Origin of the sequence: Streptomyces sp. NPDC093801, assembly GCF_040701585.1 — a bacterium.
Taxonomy (GTDB): domain Bacteria; phylum Actinomycetota; class Actinomycetes; order Streptomycetales; family Streptomycetaceae; genus Streptomyces.
In genome coordinates this window covers 119,899-143,225 of record NZ_JBFBDP010000011.1, presented here as the reverse complement: position 1 = coordinate 143,225, position 23,327 = coordinate 119,899, and the positions used below count along the sequence as shown (strand labels likewise).

18 protein-coding genes are annotated in these 23,327 nt (G+C 73.2%); 10 read left to right on the top strand and 8 right to left on the bottom strand.

The features are described from left to right. Nucleotides 1-42: 42 nt before the first annotated feature. Both AB0469_RS14905 and AB0469_RS14900 read right to left on the bottom strand, forming a co-directional pair. Entirely contained in the window at nucleotides 43-471 is a 429-nt protein-coding gene (locus AB0469_RS14905) for a VOC family protein (protein ID WP_366451782.1), read from the bottom strand. Between the two features lie 389 nt (nucleotides 472-860). Continuing rightward, nucleotides 861-1,787 (bottom strand): MBL fold metallo-hydrolase, encoded by a 927-nt coding sequence (locus AB0469_RS14900; RefSeq protein ID WP_366451781.1) that lies wholly within the window; start codon nucleotides 1,785-1,787, stop codon nucleotides 861-863. 403 nt (nucleotides 1,788-2,190) lie between these two features. Between AB0469_RS14900 and AB0469_RS14895 the strand changes: the two genes are divergently transcribed. The 3 genes from AB0469_RS14895 to AB0469_RS14885 are packed head-to-tail and all read left to right on the top strand — an operon-like array spanning nucleotide 2,191 to nucleotide 4,385. Next, nucleotides 2,191-2,403, top strand: coding sequence for a hypothetical protein (locus AB0469_RS14895; RefSeq protein ID WP_366451780.1), 213 nt, complete (start codon nucleotides 2,191-2,193; stop codon nucleotides 2,401-2,403). Beyond that, nucleotides 2,390-3,790 (top strand): amidase family protein, encoded by a 1,401-nt coding sequence (locus AB0469_RS14890; protein ID WP_366451778.1) that lies wholly within the window; start codon nucleotides 2,390-2,392, stop codon nucleotides 3,788-3,790. The genes AB0469_RS14895 and AB0469_RS14890 overlap by 14 nt, the downstream gene beginning before the upstream one ends. 28 nt (nucleotides 3,791-3,818) lie before the next feature. Then, nucleotides 3,819-4,385: a TetR/AcrR family transcriptional regulator gene (locus tag AB0469_RS14885; RefSeq protein WP_366451777.1), complete on the top strand. Its 567-nt coding sequence runs from the start codon at nucleotides 3,819-3,821 to the stop codon at nucleotides 4,383-4,385. A gap of 785 nt (nucleotides 4,386-5,170) precedes the next feature. On the opposite strand, the gene AB0469_RS14880 is transcribed toward AB0469_RS14885, so the two are convergent. Further along, complete coding sequence (locus AB0469_RS14880; protein WP_366451776.1) at nucleotides 5,171-6,892, bottom strand: PP2C family protein-serine/threonine phosphatase; 1,722 nt, start codon at nucleotides 6,890-6,892, stop codon at nucleotides 5,171-5,173. 61 nt (nucleotides 6,893-6,953) lie between these two features. Beyond that, on the bottom strand, nucleotides 6,954-7,187 hold the full coding sequence (locus AB0469_RS14875) for a hypothetical protein (protein WP_366451775.1): 234 nt from the start codon (nucleotides 7,185-7,187) through the stop codon (nucleotides 6,954-6,956). 115 nt (nucleotides 7,188-7,302) lie between these two features. Here AB0469_RS14875 and AB0469_RS14870 point away from each other — a divergent pair, with 115 nt between their 5' ends. The 3 genes from AB0469_RS14870 (at nucleotide 7,303) to AB0469_RS14860 (ending at nucleotide 9,054) form a co-directional block, all read left to right on the top strand. Then, nucleotides 7,303-7,695 carry an STAS domain-containing protein gene (locus AB0469_RS14870; RefSeq protein ID WP_366451774.1) on the top strand — a complete coding sequence of 131 codons (393 nt, stop codon included), beginning with the start codon at nucleotides 7,303-7,305 and terminating at the stop codon, nucleotides 7,693-7,695. Between the two features lie 87 nt (nucleotides 7,696-7,782). Next, nucleotides 7,783-8,196 carry an ATP-binding protein gene (locus AB0469_RS14865; RefSeq protein WP_366451773.1) on the top strand — a complete coding sequence of 138 codons (414 nt, stop codon included), beginning with the start codon at nucleotides 7,783-7,785 and terminating at the stop codon, nucleotides 8,194-8,196. Between the two features lie 261 nt (nucleotides 8,197-8,457). Continuing rightward, on the top strand, nucleotides 8,458-9,054 hold the full coding sequence (locus AB0469_RS14860) for a hypothetical protein (protein ID WP_366451772.1): 597 nt from the start codon (nucleotides 8,458-8,460) through the stop codon (nucleotides 9,052-9,054). A gap of 856 nt (nucleotides 9,055-9,910) precedes the next feature. On the opposite strand, the gene AB0469_RS14855 is transcribed toward AB0469_RS14860, so the two are convergent. The 4 genes from AB0469_RS14855 to AB0469_RS14840 all read right to left on the bottom strand — a co-directional run bounded on the left by AB0469_RS14855 (nucleotide 9,911) and on the right by AB0469_RS14840 (nucleotide 14,731). Then, nucleotides 9,911-10,771 carry a hypothetical protein gene (locus AB0469_RS14855; protein WP_366451771.1) on the bottom strand — a complete coding sequence of 287 codons (861 nt, stop codon included), beginning with the start codon at nucleotides 10,769-10,771 and terminating at the stop codon, nucleotides 9,911-9,913. Nucleotides 10,772-11,500: 729 nt separating this feature from the next. Then, nucleotides 11,501-12,205: a hypothetical protein gene (locus AB0469_RS14850; RefSeq protein WP_366451770.1), complete on the bottom strand. Its 705-nt coding sequence runs from the start codon at nucleotides 12,203-12,205 to the stop codon at nucleotides 11,501-11,503. Nucleotides 12,206-12,811: 606 nt separating this feature from the next. Beyond that, nucleotides 12,812-13,837, bottom strand: a complete 1,026-nt coding sequence (locus AB0469_RS14845; protein ID WP_366451769.1) for a hypothetical protein — start codon at nucleotides 13,835-13,837, stop codon at nucleotides 12,812-12,814. Between the two features lie 315 nt (nucleotides 13,838-14,152). Next, entirely contained in the window at nucleotides 14,153-14,731 is a 579-nt protein-coding gene (locus AB0469_RS14840; protein WP_366451768.1) for a TetR/AcrR family transcriptional regulator, read from the bottom strand. Between the two features lie 91 nt (nucleotides 14,732-14,822). Here AB0469_RS14840 and AB0469_RS14835 point away from each other — a divergent pair, with 91 nt between their 5' ends. The 4 genes from AB0469_RS14835 to AB0469_RS14820 all read left to right on the top strand — a co-directional run bounded on the left by AB0469_RS14835 (nucleotide 14,823) and on the right by AB0469_RS14820 (nucleotide 23,191). Then, a complete protein-coding gene (locus AB0469_RS14835; RefSeq protein ID WP_366451766.1) occupies nucleotides 14,823-15,269 on the top strand; it encodes a DUF1772 domain-containing protein in 447 nt (148 codons plus the stop codon). 54 nt (nucleotides 15,270-15,323) lie between these two features. After that, the gene (locus tag AB0469_RS14830; protein ID WP_366451765.1) at nucleotides 15,324-15,467 is read left to right on the top strand and encodes a hypothetical protein; all 144 of its coding nucleotides are present in this window, start codon (nucleotides 15,324-15,326) and stop codon (nucleotides 15,465-15,467) included. Beyond that, nucleotides 15,460-15,681, top strand: a complete 222-nt coding sequence (locus tag AB0469_RS14825) for a hypothetical protein (RefSeq protein ID WP_366451764.1) — start codon at nucleotides 15,460-15,462, stop codon at nucleotides 15,679-15,681. The genes AB0469_RS14830 and AB0469_RS14825 overlap by 8 nt, the downstream gene beginning before the upstream one ends. A gap of 169 nt (nucleotides 15,682-15,850) precedes the next feature. After that, the gene (locus tag AB0469_RS14820) at nucleotides 15,851-23,191 is read left to right on the top strand and encodes an amino acid adenylation domain-containing protein (RefSeq protein WP_366451763.1); all 7,341 of its coding nucleotides are present in this window, start codon (nucleotides 15,851-15,853) and stop codon (nucleotides 23,189-23,191) included. Nucleotides 23,192-23,327: the final 136 nt, after the last annotated feature.

Here is a 23,327-nt window from a genome sequence, read left to right as displayed (position 1 = left end):
GAGCCCTTCACCGGCTGGGAGCCGCAAGAGATGGTGGGTGGATCAGTCGAGACAGAACTCGTTGCCCTCGATGTCCTGCATGGGGATGCACGCGTCGATACCGTCATACAGCGTCTGCACGTGTACCGCGCCCAGCGGGACCAGTCGCGCACATTCGGCTTCAAGTGCGGCGAGGCGTTCTTCCCCCACGAGTCCGGTACCGACCCGCACATCGAGGTGCAGACGGTTCTTGGCGGCCTTCCCTTCGGGGACGCGTTGGAAGTACAGCCGCGGGCCCACCCCTGAAGGGTCGCTACAGGCGAACCAGGCATCCCGCTGCTCAGGGGGCTGTGAGCGCTTGAAGTCGTCCCAAGTGGCGAACCCCTCGGGCGGCGCCGGTATGACGTAACCCAGCACCTCGCACCAGAATCGAGCGAGACGCTCAGGTTCTGCACAGTCGAAGGTGACTTGGAACTGCTTGATCGCTGGCATCGGCGCACCGTACCAGTGAGGAGACTGCCGCTCCACCGACTTCCCCAGCCGAAGCCCACCAGTGGTCCGAGCGCCCGCCGGGGTCACCGCCTTGGCCGCGGACGGACGAGGCGGCCGGTCCGTCTCCGGCCGGTCAGGCCGGCTCGGGAAGCCGGGCCCGGCCGGGGTGCGGGCCGGGGTGGCCTGCGAGCAGAAGATCGAGGGCCATCGCGGGATCGCGCTCGCGGGGGAGCGGTTGCCGGGCGGCTCGGTCCTCGACGGTCCGCTGGTGTCCTTCGGTCACTTCGGACTAGCGGGTCCCTCCGTCGCCCGCGCACATGTATGCGGTGCTTGCCCGCAGGTCCCGGCGAGCGCTCCCAGGCCGGGGGCGGGAGGGATGGGGCATGTGGTCAGTGCGGGACGGTGTGCGCGGTGGCAGGGACGGGTGCGAGCCGGTAGGCGTTCTCGTGGGTGACCACCCGGCCGGCGGTCGGCGGCGCGAAGTGCGTGCCGAGGACCAGGGTGCCGGTGCCCGCGAGGGAGTCGAGCAGCCTGCGGCGCGTGGCCTCGGACTGCGCCGGATCGATGTCGACACAGGCGCCGATGGCGGGGTGGGCGAACTGGACCGGGTGGTGGACGCAGTCGCCGGTGATCAGGGCCGTTTCACCCTGGCTGGTCAGCTCGACCGCGACGTGGCCCGGGGTGTGACCGGGCGTGGGCAGCAGACGCAGCCCCGGAGCGATCTCGACTCCCTCGACCGGGACGTCGACGAGGTCGAGGAGTTCCGCCTCCTCGACCGGGACCACGGAGTCTCGGAACATCTGCCTGCGGGCCGGCTCCATGTCGTACGTGGCCCAGAACTCGTGCTCGGCGCGGGAGGTGAGGTAGCGCGCGTTGGGGAAGGTGGGGACCCACGCGCCGTCGACCTCGTGCGTGTTCCATCCGACGTGGTCGGCGTGCAGGTGGGTGAGGATCACCAGATCGACGGAGTCCGGGTGGAATCCGGCGGTGGTGAGGTGGTCGAGGAAGTCGGTCCGCAGGTCGTGCCAGGCCGGGTTGGCCCGCTGTTTGCCGTTGCCGATGCCGGTGTCGACGAGGACGCGCAGCCCACCGACGGTGAAGGCGAAGCTGTGGCTGTCGATGTGCAGGATGCCCTCGTGGTCGGCGAAGTCCGGGTGCAGCCAGTCCTGGTGCCTGACCACCTCCGGGGTGGCGTCCGGAAGCAGCCACGGTCCGGTCGCCGGCGGCAGGGGGATCTCGTCGATGCGGTGGACGGTGACGGCACCCACGGTCCAGGAGGGGAGGGCCGTGGTCCGGTCGGTCGGTGAAGCGTTCATGTTCCGTAGTTCCTCTGGGTCTTCAGTGCTCGGCGGGGGTGGCGGTCGTCTGGGAGGCGGGTGCCCTACCTCCGGGCGCTGTGAGCGCCGCTGTCGGGACAGCGGGCAGGGCGGTGTCGCGGCGTAGGCGGGGAGGGCGGCCCGCAGGCCCGAGTGCTGGGCGGCGGCGCCCGTGGCGGCCCTTGCGGGATGCGGGCGGCGGGTGGCGATGAATGCCGGATCTGACGTGGCGTCGGACCTGGACCCCCTCCCTCCAAACGCAATCAGTTTGCTTTAAGTGATCCTAGGGCCTACCGTCGCTTAAAGCAAACCTTTAGCTTTTGATGTGGCGGTGGTCCTGGGCCGGGCGCCCGGGACCACCCATCGCTCCCGTCCGTTCCCGTCCGATCAGGAGAGAACGCTCATGTCCGCTGCTGTCGAACTCACGCCCTCGGAGGCGGCCCGCTGGGCCGACCGTGCCGGGCTCCCGCTGGCGGCCGACCGGCTCGCCGCGGTCGCCGCCACCGCCCACCACATCCAGTCCGTCGTCTCCGTCCTGCGGGAACTGGACTTCGGGGACACCCTGCCCGCCGCCGCCTACCGCGCCGAAGAGGAGAAGAACGATGCGGCCGTATGAACTGTCCATCGCCGCAGCCGCCGAAGCGATCCGTGCGCGAGAGCTGTCCCCCGTCGAGCTGGTGGACTCCGTTCTCGACCGCCTCGAACAGGTGGAGCCGCACCTTCAGGCATACGTCTCCGTCGGCGCCGACGAAGCCCGCCGGGCGGCGCGCGAGGCCGAACGGGACATCGCGGCCGGCCGTCTGCGAGGCCCGTTGCACGGCGTCCCCATGGGGCTGAAGGACCTCATCGACGTCGCCGGCGCGGCCACCACCGCCAGCTCACGGGTCCGTACGGGCCACCGGGCCGAGGCCGACGGCACGGTCGCCGCCCGCCTCGCCGCCGCCGGCGCGGTCCTGCTCGGCAAGACGCACACCCATGAGTTCGCCTACGGTCTGACCACCCCGCAGACCCGCAACGCCTGGGACCGGAACCGGGTCGCCGGCGGCTCCAGCGGCGGTTCCGCCGTCGCCGTCGCCGCAGGAGCGGCGACCTTCGCCCTCGGCACCGACACCGGCGGATCGATCCGGGTGCCCTCCGCGCTCAACGGGGTCGTCGGCCTCAAGCCGACCTACGGCCTCGTCCCCCGTCACGGCGTGACCTCCCTGTCCTGGTCGCTGGACCACGTAGGCCCGATCACCCGCACCGCGGAGGACGCCGCCCTGGTCCTGTCCGCTCTGGCCGGCCACGATCCCCGCGACCCCGCCTCCCTGGCCGCGCCCCGCCCCCACTACCGGCCGGGCGGCGCCACGGAGCTGACGGGCCTGCGCATCGGCGTGCCGCGCAACTACTACTTCGACCACGTCCAGCCTGAGGTGGAGGCCGCCGTCCGCCTCGCCACGGCCGAACTCGAGAGCCTCGGAGCGCAGCTCGTCGAGGTCGAAATCCCGATGACGCGCTACGTCCGGGCCACCCAGTGGGGCCTGATGGTGCCCGAGGCCACCGCCTACCACGAGCGCACCCTGCGCGCCGTCCCCGAGCTCTACCGGGACGACGTACGGATCCTGCTCGAAGCCGGCGAGCTGATGCCGGCCGGGGACTACCTGCGCGCCCAGCGCTCGCGCACCCTCATGCAGCAAGCCTGGGGCCGCATGCTGCGGGAGGTCGACGTGATAGCCGCCCCGACCGTCCCGGCCACCGCGGTGACGGCGCGCGAGGAAACGATCACCTGGCCGGACGGCACCGTCGAGGGGGTGTCCGACGCCTACGTACGCCTCTCCGCCCCCGCCAACATCACCGGGGTGCCCTCGCTGTCGGTCCCGGTCGGCCTCGACACGGCGGGCCTGCCCATCGGCATGCAACTGCTCGGCCGTCCCCTTGGGGAGCAGGTGCTCCTGCGCGTCGGCCACGCCTACGAGCGGACCCGACCCGCACGCCACCTGGCGACGGCCCGGACGACCGCTTGAAGCATCATATTTGCTTTAAGATGGCTGCATGAGCCGAAAGACCATGGTGCGCCCCGGAGGGCGCAGCGCCAGGGTGCAGGCATCGGTACACGCCGCGGTGCGCGAACTCGAGGCCGAGGTGGGCCGCGAAGCCCTCACGGTACCCCTGGTGGCCGCTCGGGCCGGGGTCACGCCGTCCACGATCTACCGCCGCTGGGGCGACCTGCAAGAGCTGATGTCGGATGTGGCGGTCGAGCGGCTGCGGCCCGAGACGGCACCGGAGGACAGGGGCACCCTCAGGTCCGACCTCGAGGCGTGGGCCGAGCAGTTCCTGGAGGAGATGGCCGCACCCACGGGCCGCGCCTACATCCGCGACGCCCTGCTCGGCGACCCGGACGGCGCCAACGCCGGCCAGTGTTCGGCCTACGCGGCCGAGCAGATCGAGGTCATCCTCGGTCGCGCGGCCGACCGCGACGAAGCCGCACCCGACGCCGAAACGATCCTCGACCGCGTCGTCGCCCCCACGATGTACCGCATCCTCTTCCGCCCCGAGGGACTCGACGCCACGTACGTCCGCCACCTGCTGGCCGACCTCCTCGCGCCGAACGACCACTGACCGGGCTCCCCCCTCAGGTCGCGATCGTGACCCGTCCGGTCAGACGGGTCGCGATGCGCTGCGGTGCCTGCCTGTCCTCGAAGAGGACCGGGGAGCGTGGCGAGACGTGGACCTCCGGCGGGGCCGAGTGCGAGTCCGGCGCCGGGAAGCGGCGGTAGCCGAGCGGGCGGTGCCCGGTGGCCAGGACGAATCCGCCCGGCAGCAGCCCGGCCGGGCGGGGAGGGACTCATCCGCCCACCGGGCCCGCCGCAGCCCCGGCCGGGACGCGCAGGTGGACGTAGGGGACCGTGGCGCCCTCCAGGGTGTAGCGGTCGCACTCCGCGTAGCCGCGGGAGAGCGCGAAGCGCAGACCGTCCTCGTTCGAGGCCAGGACGATGGTCTCGATCGTGTCGGGGGCCGGAACGAGGGCGTGCGCGAGGGCGTGGGCGTAGAGCGCGGGGCGTCCGGAGGGATGATCAGGTTGTGGACGTGGCGCCAGTCCCGGAGGGAGGCTTCGTCCGTCACCCGTTCGATGCGCAGGCGGGCGGTGTCGGCGGTCATGGGGTCAGGGAATCCCGCCGATCTTGAAGGCGTCACCCCGCTTTCACCCGAGGCGTTCGCCCAAGCGACCAGAGCACGGCGATCCGGCCGGCCGGCGGGTCCGTGGGGAGGGGTGCGGGGCGTGGGTATCGTCGTGGCCCGTGCACCCGTGCACCCGTGCACCCGTGCACCCGTGCACCCGTGCACCCGTGCACCCGTGCATCCGTCGATCCGTGTGCCAACGGTGACAGCGGGAGTCGCCCTTTTCAGAGGACTTCGACCGCGACGAGACAGGTGTCGTCCTCCAGGCTGCCGTCGGCGCATCCGGCGACCACCGCGTCGAGGGTCTGGCGGGCGTCGCGGCCTGCGCAGCCGGCGAGGAGCCCGCGCAGGGCGTCGATGCCGTCCTCCAGGTCCTCGCCGCGCCGCTCGACCAGTCCGTCGGTGTAGAGCAGCAGGAGGTCTCCCCGTTCCAGCGCCACCTCGTCCACCTCGTACGCCTCTCCGGGCAGCAGCCCCAGGAGCGGCCCCCGGTGCCCGGTGCCGAGGGCGGTGGCCGCGCCGCCGCGCAGCAGGAGCGGTGCCGGGTGTCCGGCGCAGGCCCAGACCAGCCGGCGTTCCCCGTCGAGGTGGCCGATGACCGACGTGGCCGTTTCCGCGGAGATGTCCGCGCACACGAGTTCGTTGAGCCAGGTCGTGAGCTGCCCGGCGTCGCTGCCGGGGGTGTGGGCCAGCCCGGCCAGGGCGTGCCGCTGCTGCGCCATCCGCGCGACCGCGGAGAGGCCGTGGCCGCAGGCGTCGCCGATCGCCAGCAGGATGCGCCCGTCGGGCAGTGCGCGGCACTTGTACCAGTCGCCGCCGACGGCGGCGTCCGCCTCGACGGGCAGGTACGCGGCGGCGACGGCGTATCCGAGCCGGGCGATCTCCGAGGAGTGCCTCGGCAGCAGTGCCTCGCGCAGTGCGGAGGCGACACGGTGTTCGGCGGCGGCCTCCTCGCGCAGCCGCTCGGTCTGGCGGCGGGTGGCGGCGAGCCGCTGCCTGCCGCGGACAACCGCCGTCAGGTCCCGGGCGATCAGGTGCAGGGCCCACGGCAGGCCGTCCGTGGAGATCACCGGCCTGCCGATGACGTGGAGGGTGCGGACGTCGCCGTTGACGCTGAACCGGATGTCGGAACCGGGCGGCTCCTCCCCGTCGAACAGGGCACGCAGCAGCCGTCCCCAGCGCGGCACGTCTTCGAGGAGCACCGTGTCGCACAGGCCGAGCAGGCCCATGGGCCGGCCGGGCGGGGCCCGGAAGATGGCGCCGAGCCCCTCGGACCAGGTGGTCTCGCCGGAGAGGAGGTCGAAGCGGGCCCAGCCCATGGAGGCGATGTACTGGGCCTCCAGTGACATGAGTTCCGCCGGGTCGTGGGCCGGGCGCCAGGTCGTGAGCACCTGGCCGGAGCAGGACGCCGCGTCGTAGAGCAGCTTGGCGCGGTGCAGGCCGTCCGGTCGGCGCTCGGTGTAGTCGACGGGGAACGCGCGCAGGGCGCGGCCGGTGTGCAGGACCTCCGTGAGGGAGTCCAGGAGACCGGTGCCGTCGACACCGGGGCGGACCTCGCGCAGCCGTCTGCCCACCTGGTGGTCGGGGGCGTCGAGCCACTCGGCGGAGCGGATGTGGTTGCCAGCCCTGATGACGAAGTCCTCGGTCCGGCCGTCCTCGCCGGTGACCGGCGACAGCAGCGCCGCCGAGACCGGGATGGCGGGGAGGGCGGCGCAGACGCACGCCCAGGGGTCGTGCCCCGCGGCCTCGCCCGCGTCCGCGCAGGAGTGGCTGCGGTCGGGGCTGCCGCCGCAGGGGCACGCGGCGCCGGACCCGGTGGGCCCGGCCGACGCGTCGGGGCGCGGCCGGACGCCCGCGGAGCGGCCAGCGGCGGCACGCAGCAGGGCCACTTCGTGGATGACGAGCCGCTTGAGGGTCTCCGGGTCCCGGGGAACGGCCGGACTCATGATCGTCTCCCTCCGCAGCGGGACGGCACACGCGACCGGCGCCTGCCCGCCCGGCAGCGGTTCACTCGCGGGGAGGCGGCCGGCGTCGCCGTCGGCGCCGGCGCGGGGCATGTTCGGCCAGGACGGCGGTGGCGCGTTCCAGGAGGACGCAGGGGGCGGCGTGCTCCTCGGCGTCGACGGCGCCGGTGAGGACGCGTTCGAGGACGACGACCTCCCCGCTGACCTGCCGCGTGGACTGGCACCCCGTGCGGGGCGGGGGCGTACGGTGGAAGCATCCCGGTCGGCCGTCCGGCATCTGCCGGGGGCCTGCCCGGCTCCGCTGTCCGCCGAGGCGAGCACCTCGGCCGATCCCTGCCGCGCCCTCGTGCGGCCGGTGGGGCGGGACGCGGGACGGCGGCGAGGAGGCGGTGGTGAGCAGTACGGATCCGTCCCCTGCCGGGGAACTCCCGCTGCCTGCGCCCGATCTGAAGACCGACACCGTCGTCGTGGGCGAGGCCGTGGTCTGCGTGCTGGCCGGCGACCTGCACCAGGGGACCGGGCCCATCGGCGCCCGGGCCCTGGCCGAGGCTCTTCACCGCCGGCCGGCCCTGTTGGCGGTCGACCTGAACGCGATCGAGCTGTTCAGCGCCGACGGGCTCAACGCCCTGCTGACCGTGCGCGAGGCCGCCCGCGACCAGGGCGTGCCGCTGGTGGTGCTCTCCCCGAGCCGGGCGGTCCGACGGGTGCTGGAGGTGGCCGGCGCGGACGGGCTCTTCACCGTCTACGGCACGGTGCAGGAAGCCCTCGCACAGCACGAGCGGTAACGGGCCGGGCCCGCACGAGTATGGGGGGGCGGGGCCGGGGCAGGCGCCATGCGACACACGCCTGCGACGGCTCAATCAGGGAACGTCATGGGGTCCACCCCGTCCGGAGTTCCACACCACCGGGAGCTCGCCTTCGAACCCGGTGACGGCGGGGCGTGCCGCGCCGGCCTGGCCTGCATCCGCCAGGCCCTCACCGACTGGCAGCTGACCGCCGTCGCCGGGGACACGCTGCTGGTCGCGTCGGAACTCCTGTCCAACGCCGTCAAGCACGCCGGCGGCCCCGTGCAGATGAGCGTCGACCACACCGCAGGCCTGCTGCGCATCGCGGTCACCGACCACAGCCCCGTTCCGCCGCGCCAGGGCCGGCACCGGCCGGAGTCGATCGGCGGCCACGGCATCTTCCTGGTCGACCACCTCGCCCACCGCTGGGGCACCCTCCCCCACGGCACGGGCAAGACGGTCTGGGCCGACCTCCCCCTGCCACCCCGGCAGGGGGCCTGACCGACGTCCACCCTGAGGGGCGGTCCTGTGCGTGCGCAGGCGTCCGCAGGACGGCGCGGGGCTGCCGAGGGCGGTAACGGATAGCCGACCGGCTACGGCCTCCTGACCTGCCGCTTTCCAAGGCCCGGTCACCCCCGCCGCAGACCTGGTGCGCGGTTTCGCCCAGGCCTGCTCGCCGCCGCGCCCCCGGCATGGCCCGGCCTCTGTCGGACACCGCTGTTACGTTGACGTGAGGATCTTGCTTCGACCTCTGGAGGGCGTATGTACGACGAACGGCTCGCCGAGTTCTCCCGCGCGCGGCTCGACGGCCGTCCGATACCCGACGACCTGCGCTTTCTGCTGCTGGCGCAGTGGGAAGGCCGCACCGAACTCACCCGCCTGCTCGACCTCGACTTCTTCGAGGCAGGAGAGGTACACCCGCTCCTGGACACCAGCTATCTGAGCGAAGAGGAACGCGCGGACCCGGAGATGCAGGCCATCAACGCCGCAGCCGCGGAGATGGCCACATACGTCAAGCTCGTGGCGAAGGGCGGAAAGGGGTGGATCGGCTACTGGCTGCACCCCGGCGAACCCGCAGACCGCGCCTGGCACCTCATAGAGCTGGACACCGAGTTCACTTTCTGGAGCCTGGTCGGCCTCACCCTGACCGAGGGCGCCGCTGCCGAGCGGGCAAGCTACCAGGATGAGCCCGACGAGCGAACTGCGTTCAGACAACTAGCCGCCGAACTTGCCGGGTTTGGCCTACCGCTGAGCACCCAGGACTACGACGCCCTTGACGACACCGAGTACAGGGTGGGCCCGGAGAAACTCATGGAGGAGCTGATCGAGGCCGAACGCGAGAAGCGCGGTCTTCGCTGAGCGGGGCGACGCCAGCGCTCCGGGTGCCACACGGGAAGTGGTTGCTCTGTTGGCTGCCGCCGGTCATGAGATATCTCGTTTGTCGGTCAAGCGGGTGGTGCGAAGACACGCCCTGCTGCGGCCGATCTCGTTGATGCACCGCTCCACGGTGTTGCGTTCCTTGTACAGCTCGGATCTGGACGCGCCGCCGGCCGGCGGCGTTCCGGCAGGCAGACGATCACGCGCACGCTCATTTCCCTGCCCTGCGGCTCCGCCTTCATTCCAGCGCTCCCAGGGCACTGTCCGGCCGGCAGTGGGTGCAGGCAGGTATCCCCTCGGCCAGCACTGGTGGCCGGAGCGCAGCGGAAGTCGCTGTCCCGACCGCTGCTGGTGCACGCACCGGGGGCCGGCCCGTACCGATGCCACGCTCGACCAGCCTCCACTTGCGAGCGCTCGCTCGGGTCTCACCCACCCGCCCGGCATCAGCAAAAGGAAAACTTTCAAGGAGGGTACTTCCTCGCCGACTGCTACAAAAATCTGCGCATATAGCACCTCGACCCGTTCTGGGTGAAGGCCGACTGGGCGCGAAGCCGGGGTCCCCAGGCTCGACACCGCGTCCAGCGGTGACGGTTCAGCGCCTCCACGCCCGGCGGTCGTCATGGCTGCCCTGACCGAAGGCCCTTGGCGGCAGTCGGCCAAGGACCACCTCGCCGGGGGCTGCGGCGGAGCCGACGCCCCAGAGCCGATCGCGGTGCCGCGGCACGGCCCCCACTGCGCGGCGCCGGACCTGGTGGGGCTGGCTGCGTGGGAGAACAGTACGGCGGAGGCGGCGGAGTCGCGCACACCGCCGCCCAGAGTGGGACCCGCGCTCCTCGTGTTAATCCGCTGGCGTGATCCGCCAGGTGCCGTGGCGTACGTCGAGCGTCGCGGTGAGGTCGGCCTGTTGCGGGAAAGAGATGCCCAGACGCCATGGGCCCGGCAGGGCGGCCAGCCCGATGGTGACCAGATCCTCAGTGACGTTGCCCAGGGCTCCGATCCAGTGGGGTGCGGTGGCGATCAGCCGCTCGGGGAGCCAGGGCCCGGGCTCGGGAACGCGTGAGATCGACTCCTCGGTGAGTTCGGCGAGGGCTGAGCCTGCCAGCAGGCTCAGCAGCCGCGCCAGGACCGCGGCCGGCAGGGAGGGGTCTCGGGTCTCCAGCAACACGTAGCAGTCGTCGTGGCCCGAGAACCAGACCCGGGAGTCTTCCAGGCGGTTCAGGAGGGGCTCATCGACGCCGGTCGTGCCGAGCACGAGGGCGAGCTCGTCGAGCTGCTCCGGGGTCACGTCGGCGGGCAGGTCGATCAGAGTGAGCTCGTACGGCGACCAGGTGCCGTCGAGGAGACGGGGCAGGAGGTCGCGGTCCATCACCAGGAACTCCTCCGAGAGTCCGTTCGTGCCGGACGCCCAGGATCCGAGGGAGTGGACCGTGCACGGCACGCCGAGCTCGGCCGCGATCAGCCCGGGCCGCAGCGAATACCAGTCCTCGTCCAGGAAGGAGTTGGTCTCCAGCGACACCAATGCGACCGCGTCGTTCGCCACGGCCACGAGCAGGTCGACCAGCTCGCCCGCCTGGGCCGCACCGGCGCTGACCCGCCACAGCCCCTCGGCCTCGTGGACGCTGAAGCTCAAGGGGAACGGCTGACGCTCAATGCCGACACTGTTCACGCTGAACGCGCCCTGCTGTCCGACCTCGATCACTGCCCCACCCCGAGAACCCGCCGGACGCCCCGGTCCAGCCCGCATCGATCAATCATCGCCGATCAGCGGGGCGGGCCTGCCACGGCCGACCACCTCTTCGAAGGGGGCGTGGTCCGGGGATCACATCCGGGTGTAGGTCACGTCCGGCACGGAGTGGGCGCGATGACGTCGATGACTGGTGGTACCACGACGAAGTACGACCGGAATCCGGCGTATCGCGGGCCGGCGGCGCCCAACACCGGCGTACCTCCACGCCCGCCGCGACCTGAGCGCTGTAGTTGGCCCGCCCGGCCAGATCCATGCCCGGCACTGGGCGGATCCGGTCTTTGGTGACGGGGGGGAGGGCCGGTCGTCGTTCGAGGCGGTGCAGCGCCGGGCCGCCGCCCGCGGCCGCAGCGCCCCCGCCCTGGTCGCCCGCTGGCCGGCTACTTCATGGTCGATCTGGCCGATCCTGGATGCGGCGTCGGCCCAACCGACACGCAGGCCGTCCCGCGCCGGTGGCGGCGGCCCTTCCCGCCCCGGTCGGCGGCGCGGTCGGCGCTGGGCCGCGCCCGGGCGTGACGCCCGCGGACGCGCCCCGGTTCGGTGCGGGCCTGGCAGCGGCCGCGTGCTGAACCGGTCGCCCGCTCCTGGCGGGGGACCTGCAGCGGGCACGGGACGCGGTGAGGGCGGCCGGCCTGAAGCCGGCCGCCCTCATGCCGTGCCTGAAGGCGGCCGGGTGGTCACGGGTCAGGCGGGATCCGGAAGGGAGAGTGCCGGGGGCTCGGGCAGAAGCGGATTCCGCCGCCGGTAGCGGTCGAACTGCCGGGCCGTGAAGGCCGAAAGGGCGGCGGCGACTGCGGGGACCGCCCACCACGGGATGCCCAGCATGTACGAGGCGACCGCGACGGCCAGGCAGATCACCGCCATGGCGATGAGCAGCGGCCGTCCCAGTCCGCGCCAGCCGTGGGGCTCGTACAGACGGGGTCGGCCGGTCAGCCGTACGGCTGCGAACCACAGACCCAGGGCGGCGGTCAGACCTCCGTACGTGCCGATGCCGGCGGTGATCTGGGCCTCGTCGCGGGGCTCTTCGGCGGTGCTCTGGCGGATGTCTCCCCGGGCGAGGGTCATGACCTGGCCCCGCCAGACGGTGCCGGTCACCTTGTTTCCGGGGCCGAGCCGCTCCAGCAGCGGACCCGGATCGCCGAAGGACAGCTTCCCGTTCCAGAACGGCGCGCCCGCCACGGTCGCCGTGAAGCGTTTGGCCCGTTCCCCGTTGAGCTTCACCTCCTCGACGGTGAAGGGGACCGTGCGCACGCAGCGCTCCCACTCCCGCGCCGTGCTGTCGGCCGGGCAGGGCGCGGCCGCCGCGTAGTCCCGGAGGCGCCCCGTGTCGTGCGGCACCTGTACCGCGAGCACGAACCAGCAGAACAGCCCCGGTATCAGGGACGCCACGAGCAGAATTGCGCCCGTGCCCCGCCCCCCGGGTGCGGGCGCCGTGCCCGCCACCCTCATCGCTTCCCCCACCGCGTTCCTCCCCCTGGCCGTTCGTATGGCCCCATTCAGCCACAGGGGGAGGTGTTTTGACCGAGGCGGGTACAGGACCCGGACAGGTTCCTCCCGCCGGGCGGCCTGGTCCGCGACGCGGTCCTCGCCTGCGCGGCCTGGCCGGACATGGCCGCCAAGATGGCCCTCCTCGACCAGCGGGATGTCGATGTCGCGGGCTTTCCGACGGCCGCGCACGGGCGGGGCGTCGGCGTCGACCGGCCGGTCGCCGTCCTCTTGGCCCAGAGCGCCACACCCCCGCCGCCGGGGTTCCGGCCGCCCGGCCCGCACCGAACCGCTCCGCCCCGGCCCGGCCCGGAAGGCGGGCAAAGCCTGGTACTCCAGCAGGATTTCGATGTCCGACCTGCGGGTTTCGCTGGGCGGCTGGAGTGTGGCGGGCTGCGGAGGAGTCGGGGGCGGTCTTGGGCGGGCCGCCCGTCGTCGGCACGGTCGAGGCCCTGGGCGCGGAGGACGACGCCGCACCGCTCCTGTTCCACCGCGGACGCTTCGGCCGCCTCAGTCCCTGACGGGCTCCTCGCGGGGCTGGTCGTCGGGCTCCAGAATGTACAGGTCCCAGGCGTCGGGGTCGCCGACGAGCACGTACAGCTTCGGGTGCTCGGGGGTCCCGAACACCTCCCAGGGGCCCGGGCTCCCCTCGCAGGCGTCGACGGAGACCCGCACGTTCTGGGTCCACGACCCGTCGCCCGGGTGGTGGACCCAGGTGCCGGCACCGGTGCACGGCTGCCCCGCGTCGTGACGGCCGTCGCCGAAGCCGAAGGTCTTGACCCCGTCGGCCGTGACCTTGCCGTCCGCCGTGAAGGTGATCCTGCCGCCGTTGCCGTCGGACCACGTCCCGGCGAGCCGTTCCGCGGTCAGCAGCGGAGGCTCGTATCCGATCCCGGCGTACAGGGCGGCACCGGCGAGCGCGCCGGTGACGACGACGCCGAGCGTCCCGTACAGCGCCACCCGGCCGAACATCGCGATGCCGGACACCCGCGGGCGGTCCGGCAGCACCAGCCTGCGGACGACCAGCGCCGGGACGCCGAGCGCCGCGGCGCCCGTGAACCACCCGATGAGGCCCGACGAGACGTTCTCCGGGAACCCGGCGGGCACCATCGACGCCGCGACGAGCCCCGGCAGGGTGCCGCCGGCGGCCGCCAGGAGCGGGATCCACCACCAGACGTCACGCCCCGAGACCGTGCGGCCGAGCCGTCCGGCGACGGCCACGAGCGGCATCACCACGGCGACCGACAGCAGGACGGCGCCGACCGCCCCGGCCGCCACTCCGATCAATCCCATGACGAACAGGAAGAAGATGTTGAACAGGTTGTAGCCGAGTGCCGGGACCTCCTGGGTCTCCATCCACACGCAGAACACGATCGACCCGATCACGGCCTCGAAGAACAGCACCGAGACCGAAGCCGTGAGCGCCGAGCCGAACCGGTCCCGCACCCGCACCCGCACCCGGGTCTGCACCCGGGCCGCAACCTGTGCCTGCCACGGGGCCCCTGCCCACACCTGGTCCCGCATTTCTGAACGCATTCGAATCCCCTCCGCCGCGCATCATCCTCCATGCGGGGCGGAGCCGCACCCCTGGGGTCGCCTCATACTCCAGCAGGAGCAGGATTTTGACGTCTGACCTGCGGGTTTCGCTGGGCGGCTGGAGCGTGGCGGGCCGGCGAGCAGGAGAGCCCGGGCCTGGACGACCTCTTCGTGACCCCCGGCCATCGGTTCGGCCGGGGTCGTGGAGTTCACAGGGGCGGAGGTTCGGCGGCTCCTGGCAGCTTGTCGTCCCGGGCCCCCACAGCTTCGAGGCCACCGAGGACGACATCACGCGTACGGGGTCGGGACGGTGCGTCAGGCCATGGCGAGCCGGTCCACCAACAGCTGCACCCTCGGCTCGGCGTCCTCGGGCAGCAGGCGGCCGGCTCGGGTCAGGGTCACCAGGCCGTGCAGAGCCGCCCAGAACACCTCGGTGAACAGTCCCGGGTGGACGCCGTCGCCCGCGACCTCGGCGAGGCACTCGAGCAGGGCGGCGAAGGCGTCCTTCAGTGGCTCGGGGGTGTCCTCCCGCGCGTACGCCAGGCCGCCGTCGAGCTGGAACAAGGCGTCGTAGACCGCCGGGTTGTGCTCGGCGAAGTCGAGGTAGGCGCGGGAGAGGGCGGCGACCCGCTCGCGCGGGCCGTTCGCTGCGGAGGCCGCGGTACGCACCGCCGCGGCCAGTTCGGCGGCGCCTTCCAGGGCGACGGCGCCGATGATCTCGCGCTTGCCGCGGAAGTGGCTGTAGAGGACGGGCTGGCTGTATTCGATGCGCTCGGCGAGCCGACGGGTGGTGACGGCGTCCCAGCCCTGCTGCTCGGCGAGTTCACGGGCCGTCGCCACGATGAGGCGCTCGCGCTCCGCCCGTTCGCGCTGCTTGCGTTCCTGTACCGACATGATTCGATCCTAGCACTGCTAGACAATCGAGCGGCAGCAGTACTAGCGTTGCCTCAACAGCTAGCAGCGCTAGATTCCTGGAGGGGTCATCATGCTCAACGCACTTGAGGTGTTCACCACCGTGGTCGTCGGCCTGATGGTGGGGGTGGAGTTCTCCGTCGTCTTCGTCATGAACCGGATCCTGGACGCGCTTCCCGAGGACAGCGGCCAGCTCGGCCACGCCCACGGCGGCCGGATGCTCGGTGCCCTGATGCCGTTCTGGTACGTGGGCTCGCTCGTCCTCAGCGCGATCTGGGCCGTCGCCGGATGGCACCACGACGGATCCGGACTCGTCGTCACCGCCGCCGGGCTGCTGATCGTCAGCGTGGTCATGTCGATGCTGCTGCTCGTCCCGATCAACAACCGGAACAAGACCTGGACCCCCGAGAACCGGCCCGCCGACTGGAAGCAGCAGCTGCGCCGCTGGGAGCGCTACCACTACATCCGCGTCGCCGTCATCGTCGCCGCGTTCACCCTGCTGGTCGCCGCCCTCGCCTGACACCACCGCTGCGCCGGCCCCACACGCCTCGGCGTGCCGGCCCACCACGGCTGCGTGGCCACCGTGCTCGGTGTCCACTGCCTGACCGCGACACTGATGGTGGTCAACGGCCTGCTGATCACGCGCGAGACCCGCAACGTCGCGGCCGCTCCGGAAACGCCGGCCTTGCAGTCCGCCTCAGGGTCGTCCCGTGGATGACCTCGAGATGGTCCCGGCGGTCCTGGGCGGCCTGGCCCTGGTGGCGATGTTCGACCTCTACCCCCTCGCATGGGCCGGCGTCCTGCCCGAGTCGGAGTACGGCAACGGATGGTGGATGGCCCTGGCCCGGCTGTGCATCAGCCCGGCGATGCTGTGGGGGCCGATCGTGCTGGCCCTGGCCTGGGCCTACCACCGGCGGCGGCGACCTGCCTGAGCCGGCTCTCGGCAAGGGGGGCGGGATGCAGTCCACGGCTCATGTCACGTGAACAGGGGACCGGAAACAGGCGACTTCACCGGAATCGACGCTGTTCCTAGGCTGAACGGGCAAGCAAGCGGAGCATGCGTCGCGGCCCGGTCACCGGTGCGGCGCCGAGGGAGATGTCTTGGCCAGTCACGATCCGATCGAACGCCCTGCGGAACCGTCGTTCAGCGCGTTCCGCGCCTCCGGAGCGCAGCAGCGGATGTACTTCCTCCAGCAGCTGGAGGAAGGCAGGCCGACTTACCACATGCCCGTCTTCTACGGCCTGGAAGGCCCGGTGGACGAAGACGCGCTCCGCGCCTGCGCCCAGGGTCTGGTCGACCGGCACGAGGCGCTGCGCACCCGCTTCGTCCTGCGGGACGGCGAGCTGTGGCAGCACATCGACACCGAGGCCGCGCTCGTCTGGTCCTCCGCCGCGGCGCGCGGAGCCGGGGACGTCGAGGAGTGGATGGCCGCCGAACACCGCCGGCCCTTCGACCTGGAGTCCGGACCGCTCTTCCGGGCGGCCCTGCTGCACACCGGCGAGGGCGCGGTCCTCGCGCTCGCCATGCACCACATCGTCGCCGACGGCTGGTCCGTCGGGATCCTCGCCCGCGAGCTCCTCGCCGCGTACGCCCACCACGGCGACGGGCACGGCGGCCCCGAAGGCACCGACGGCCCCGGCACCGACCGCAGGCACCCCGCCGGGGTCGGGACCCCGCAGGCCCCCGAGTACCAGTACGCCGACTTCTCCGACTGGCAGGAGGAATGGCTCCGCGGCGCCGCCGCCCGGCGCCAGCTCGCCTACTGGGAGGCGCAGCTGGACGGCGAACTGCCCGACGCGCCCCTGCCCCGCGACGGCCGGCCCGCCGCGGGAGCGGCCCGCGGCGCGGCGGCGCTGCACTCCTTCGAGGTTCCGGCCCCGGTGCTCGCCCGGATGGAGCGCCTGTGCCGTGACACCCACAGCACCCCGTACACGCTGATGCTGGCGGCCTTCCAGGTCGTGCTGGGCCGCTACACGGGCACCGACGACGTACTCGTCGGGACGCCGGTGGCGGGCCGCAACCGCAAGGAGTTCCTGGACACCGTCGGCCTGTTCGTCAACACGCTGGTGATCCGCGCCGACCTGTCCGACGATCCTGCCTTCCGGGTCCACCTGGAGCGGGTACGGGACACCGTGCTCGACGCCCAGGACCACCAGGACCTGCCCTTCGAACGCGTCGTCGACCGGATCGCCGCCGGGCGCACCGGCGAGGAGGCCTCCCCCTTCCGGGTCATGTTCGGCCTGCACGACGAGGACGGCATGACCGACGGCCTGCCCGGCCCGAAGGCCACGCTGCTCGAAGGGCCGGCCGGGACCGCCAAGTTCGACCTGACCTTCGACGTGGTACGCACCGGCGGCGCGCTGAGCTGCCGGCTGGAGTACCGGGCGGACCTGTTCGACGCCGCCACCGTCCGACAGTTCGGGCGGCACTTCGCCCGCCTCCTGGACGCCGCCACCGAGAACCCCGAACTGCCGATCGGCGCACTGCCGATGCTGTCGGCCGACGAGCGGACCGGCATCGGCTCGCCGCTTCCGGACCGCGCCGCCCTCCCGCACCCCCCGGGCGAGCCGGCCTGCGTCCACGAGGTCTTTGCCGGACACGCCGCCCGCACTCCCGACGCGGTCGCCCTCGTCCACGAGGGCGTCTCCCTCACCTACAGCGAGCTCGACGTCCGCGCCAACCGGCTCGCGCACCGGCTGCGCGCCCTCGGCGTTGGCCCCGACACCCTCGTCGGACTGTGCCTGCCCCGTTCCGCCGACCTCGTCGTCGCCCTGCTCGGCATCCTGAAGGCCGGCGGCGCCTACCTGCCGCTCGACCCCGACAACCCGCCCGAGCGGCTGCGCCACATCGTCCAGGACGCCCGCCTGGAGCACGTCGTGGGCACCACCGGCACCCGGGCCCTGTGGGACGCCCCCGGCCTGCACTCCGTCGACCTGCTCGCCGACGCCCCGCTCCTGGCCGCCGAACCGGACACCGCCCCCTACACCGGCGTGACCCCGGACCACCTGGCCTACGCCATCTACACGTCCGGGTCCACCGGCCTGCCCAAGGGGACCCTGGTGCCCCATGCCAACGTCACCCGGCTGTTCTCCGCCACCGACCACTGGTTCGGCTTCGGCCCCGACGACGTGTGGACCCTCTTCCACTCCATCGCCTTCGACTTCTCCGTCTGGGAGCTGTGGGGAGCCCTCGCCCACGGCGGCCGCCTCGTCGTGGTCCCGTACGGGACCAGCCGCTCGCCCGAGGAGTTCCACCGGCTGCTGCGCGCCGAACGGGTCACCGTCCTCAACCAGACCCCCTCCGCCTTCTACCAGTTGGCCCGGGCCGACGAGGAACACCACCGCGCGGCCGGACCGGCCGACTCCGGGCTCGGCCTGCGCCACGTCGTCTTCGGCGGGGAAGCCCTCGACGTCGGCGCCCTCGCCGGGTGGTTCGCCCGGCACGGCGACACCGCGCCCCGCCTGGTCAACATGTACGGCATCACCGAGACGACCGTGCACGTCACCTACCGGCCGCTGACCGCCCGCGACGCCGAGGAGGGCCGCGGCAGCGTCATCGGCGTGCCCATCCCCGATCTGCGCCTGCACCTGCTCGACGCGCGCGGCCGGACCGTCCCGCGCGGCGCCGTCGGGGAGCTGTACGTCGCCGGAGCGGGCCTGGCCCGCGGCTACCTGCGACGGCCCGAACTCACCGCCGAGCGCTTCCCCACCGCACTCGCCGACGGCGTCGCCGACGCACCCGCCGGGCTCTCGGCCGGTGAGCGGCTCTACCGCACCGGAGACCTGGCGCGGGCCCTGCCCGACGGGGACCTGGAGTACCTCGGCCGCATCGACCACCAGGTCAAACTGCGCGGCTTCCGGATCGAACTCGGCGAGGTCGAGGCCGCCCTGGCCGCCCACCCCCTCGTCGACGCCGCGGTCGCCCTCGTCGCGCCGGATCCCGCGGGGAACGACGTCCTGGTCGGCTACCTGGCCGTGACCGGGGCCGACGACGGGGCGGGCCCCACCGTCGAGGAGATGCGCGAGCACCTCGCGCGGCGGCTGCCCGGCTACATGATTCCCGGCGCGTTCGTCACCCTGCCCGCCTTCCCGCTGACCGCCAACGGCAAGACCGACCGGCGCCGGCTGCCCGCCCCCGGCTCGGCCGGCCGCACCCCCACCACCGCCTACGAGGCACCCCGAGGGCCGGTCGAGACCGTGCTCACCGAGGTCTTCGCCCAGGTCCTCGGGCACGAACGGGTCGGCGCCCTGGACAACTGGTTCGCCCTCGGCGGGGACTCCATCCGCTCCCTCCAGGTGCTCGCCCGGGTCCGCGAACGAGGCCTCGACCTCACCGTCGCCGACCTCATGAGCCGTCAGACGCCCCGCGCCCTCGCCCCGTACGTCACCCCGCGGGACCGGGCCGCGGCCGCAGCCGTCGCCCCGTACGAGCCGTTCGCCCTCCTGGCCCCCGCGGACCGCGCCGCCCTGCCCGAGGGACTGGAGGACGCCTACCCGATGACCCGGCTCCAGGCCGGCATGCTCTACCACAGCGACCTGCCGTCGGCGGGCGGACGCGTCTACCACAACGTGGCCTCGTACCTGATCGAAGCGCCCTTCTCCGAGGACGCCTGGCGGACGACCGTCGAGGTCCTCGCGGCCCGGCACGAGATGCTGCGCACCTCCTTCGACCTGCACGGATTCACCGAGCCCCTCCAACTCGTCCACCGCGGCGCCCGCCCGGAGCTCACCTTCGAGGACCTGCACGGCCTCGACGCCGAGGCTCAGCGCACCGCCGTCGCCGCCCGCTACGCCGCCGAGCGCGACCGGCCCTTCGACTGGGACCGGCCCCCGCTGATCCGGTTCCACGTCCAACGGCTCTCCGACACCCGGCTCCAGCTCTTCGTCGCCGAGCACCACGCCGTCCTCGACGGCTGGAGCGAACGCTCGCTCCTCACCGAACTCGCCTCCTGCTACACCGAGGCGCTCGCCGCCCGGACCCCCGCGGACGGCCCCTCCCCGCAGGCCGGCCCCCGCTCCCGGTTCGCCTCCTTCGTCGCACTCGAACGGGCCGCGCTGGCCGACCCCGCGCAGCGGGCCTTCTGGACCGGCAAGGCCGCCGACGCCCCCGCGACCGAGCTGGCCCGCCCGGCGGCGACCGGCGGACCCGCCCGGATGTCCTGGTACCTCGCGCCCCTGCCCGAGGACCTGCACGCCCGGCTCACCAGCCTGGCCGCCGCATGCGGCGTACCGCTGCGCACCGTCCTGCTCGCCGCCCACCTGAGGACCATGGCCCTGCTGAGCGGCGGCGACGCGGTCACCACCGGAGTGGTCCACAACGGCCGCGCCGAGGAGACCGACGGCGACAAGGTCGTCGGCGTCTTCCTGAACACCCTGCCGCTGAGCGTCGCGGTCACCGGGCTCAGCTGGCGCGGCCTCGTCGGCCACGTCGCCGCCGTGGAGGCGGAACTGCACGCGCACCGCCGCTTCCCGCTCGCCGAGATCCAGCGCCTGGCCGGGGGCGGCCCGCTCTTCGAGACCTTCTTCAACTACACCCACTTCCACGTGGAGCGGGACGGGCCGGACGACGGCGCGTTCACCGTGCTGGAGGAGATCGGAGAGGCCGGCACCGATGTCGCCTTCGGCGCGGAGTTCTCCCGCAGCCCCGACGGCGCCCTGCTCGAACTCGGCCTGCGCTTCGACGCGGCCCGGTTCTCCGAGGAGCAGATGGCGAGCGCGCACGCGTCCTACAGGGCCGCCCTGCGCGACCTCGCCGAGTCCCCGGACCGTGACTGCACGGTCGCCGACCTGCTGCCGGAGGTCGAACACCGCCGTTACGCCGAGTGGAACCGCACCGCCGTCGCGTACCCGCGGCCGCACGTCCTGACCCGGCTGATCGACGAGCAGCGGGAACTGACGCCCGACGCCCCCGCCGTCCGCTTCGAGGGCGCCGAGCTGACCTACCGCACCCTCGACACCGAGGCCGAGCGGCTGTGCGCGGCACTGCGGGAACGGGGCGCCGGCCCCGGCACGTTCGTGGGCCTGCTGCTGGAACGCTCCCTGGCCCTGCCCGTCGTACTCCTCGCCGTCCTCAAGTCCGGCGCCGCCTACGTCCCGCTGGACCCGGAGCACCCGGCGCCGCGCGTACGGTCGTTGCTCACCGAGTCCGGCATCGGCCTGGTGGTCACCGAGGGCGCGTGGGCGGAGCGGCTGGAGGGCTCCGGGGTCACCGTGCTGCGGCCGGAGGAGGCCGCGACGGGCACCGCGGGTCCCGCCCGGGCGCCCGAGCCGTCCGACCCGGCGTACATGATCTTCACCTCGGGGTCCACCGGCAAGCCCAAGGGGGTCGTGGTCTCGCACCGCGCCATCGCCAACAGGCTGCTGTGGATGCAGGACGCATACGGGCTGACCCCGGGGGAGCGGGTGCTGCACAAGACGCCGTACACCTTCGACGTCTCCGTGTGGGAGCTGTTCTGGCCGCTGATGACCGGCGCCACCCTGGTCCTCGCCCGCCCCGGCGGCCAGCGCGACCCCGGCTACCTCGGCGCACTGGTCCGGGCCGACGGCGTCAGCACGGTGCACTTCGTCCCGTCGATGCTCAGCGTCTTCCTCGACGACCCCGCGGCCGTGGCCGGCGCGGCCGGCCTGACCCGGGTGGTCTGCAGCGGCGAGGCCCTGCCGTACGAGGTACAGCGCAGGTTCTTCGAGCGGCTGCCCGGCGTCGAGCTGCACAACCTCTACGGGCCCACCGAGGCGGCCGTCGACGTCACCCACTGGCAGTGCCGGCCGGACGGCGGCGACACCGTGCCCATCGGCCGCCCCATCGCCAACATGCGCACCCACGTCCTGGACCGCCGCCTGGCCGAGGTCCCCCTCGGCGTCACCGGTGAGCTCTTCCTCGAAGGCGTCGGCCTCGCCGACGGCTACCACGGACGACCCGAGCTGACGGCCGAGCGGTTCATCGAGCACGCCGGCCCGGACGGCACCACCCGGCGCCTCTACCGGACCGGCGATCTGGCCCGGCACCGCCTCGACGGAGCCCTGGAGTACGCGGGCCGCACCGACCACCAGCTCAAGATCCGCGGATTCCGCGTCGAGCCCGGGGAGATCGAAGCCGTCCTCGCCGAGCACCCCGGCGTGCGCGACTGCGCGGTCCTGCCCCGCGGCGAACGCCTCGTCGGCTACTTCGTGCCGGGATCGGCCGGCCCGGACGCCACCCGCGCCCCCGACCCGGGCGAACTGGCGGCCCACGCCCGCGAACAGCTTCCCGAGTACATGGTGCCCTCCGCCTGGGTGTGCCTGACGGCCCTCCCGCTGACCGCCAACGGCAAGCTGGACCGCGCCGCCCTGCCCGATCCGGACCCCGCCGACCTGCGCGGTGGTGCCGAGCCGGTCCCGCCCCGCGACGCCCTCGAATCCCGCCTCGCCGGGATCTGGGAGCACCTCCTGGCCGCCGGGCCGGTCGGCGTCCACGACGACTTCTTCGCGTCCGGCGGGCACTCCATCGACGCCCTGCGCCTGATCGGCCGGATCAACCGGGCCTTCGGTGAACGCCTCGGCGTCTCGGCCGTCCTGGAGCACCCGACCGTCGCCCGGCAGGCCGCGCTGCTGCGCGGCCGCCACGTCGGGGCGGTCCCGGACACGGTGGTCCGCCTGCGGACCGAGGGCACCCTCGACCCGCTCTTCCTCGTCCACCCGGTCGGCGGCAACGTCTTCTGCTACCGCACCCTGGCCGCCGAACTGGGCGCCGAACGGCCCGTGTTCGGGCTGACGGCGCCCGGCCTGACCGACCCCGACGCCACGCCCGACGCCACCGTCGAGGAGCTGGCCGCCGCCCACCTGGAGGCCCTGCGCCGGATCCGCCCGACCGGCCCCCACCACCTGGCCGGCTGGTCCTTCGGCGGGCTCCTCGCCTACGAGATGGCGGTCCAGCTGCGGGCCGCCGGAGAGGAGGTGGCGACCCTCGCACTGCTGGACACCGGCTACCCGGAACCCGGCCGCGTCCCCGACGACGAGAACGAGCTGCTGGAGTGGTTCCACGAGGACCTGGCCCGCTCCGCGGGGTTCGACCCCACCGACGAGGGCCTGTCCGTGCTGCGGAGCGCCCTGCGGAGCGTCGCCGACACCCCCGCCCGGCTCGCCGTCCTCGCCGAGCAGGTGGAACGCGAGGGCTTCGCCCCCGGCCTGGACCGGCGAGACCTCGCCCGGCACTACGCGGTCTTCCGCACCGGGATCCGCGCCGCCGCCGCCTACCGGCCCCCGGCCGCGCCCTGCCCCCTCCTGTTCCTCCAGAGCACGACCGGGGCCCGGGAGCACGCCGCCGACCGATGGGCGGGCCGGGCCGGGGCGGGCCTCACCCGCCACGACGCCGCCACCGACCACTACGGGCTGATGCGGCCGCCGCACAGCACCGCGACCGCCGCCCTGCTGCGCACCGCCCTCGCCGAGGCCGACCGCCCCTGAACGGCCACCCGGCCCGCCCCGGGTGCCCGTAAGGGTGTCCTTGCCGGTCAGGGCGGGTGCGCCCTGACCGGCGAGACACCCCCGGCCCTTCCCCCCCGTCCCAGCCCTTCGCGCGCCGTGCGCCGACGAGGCGTGC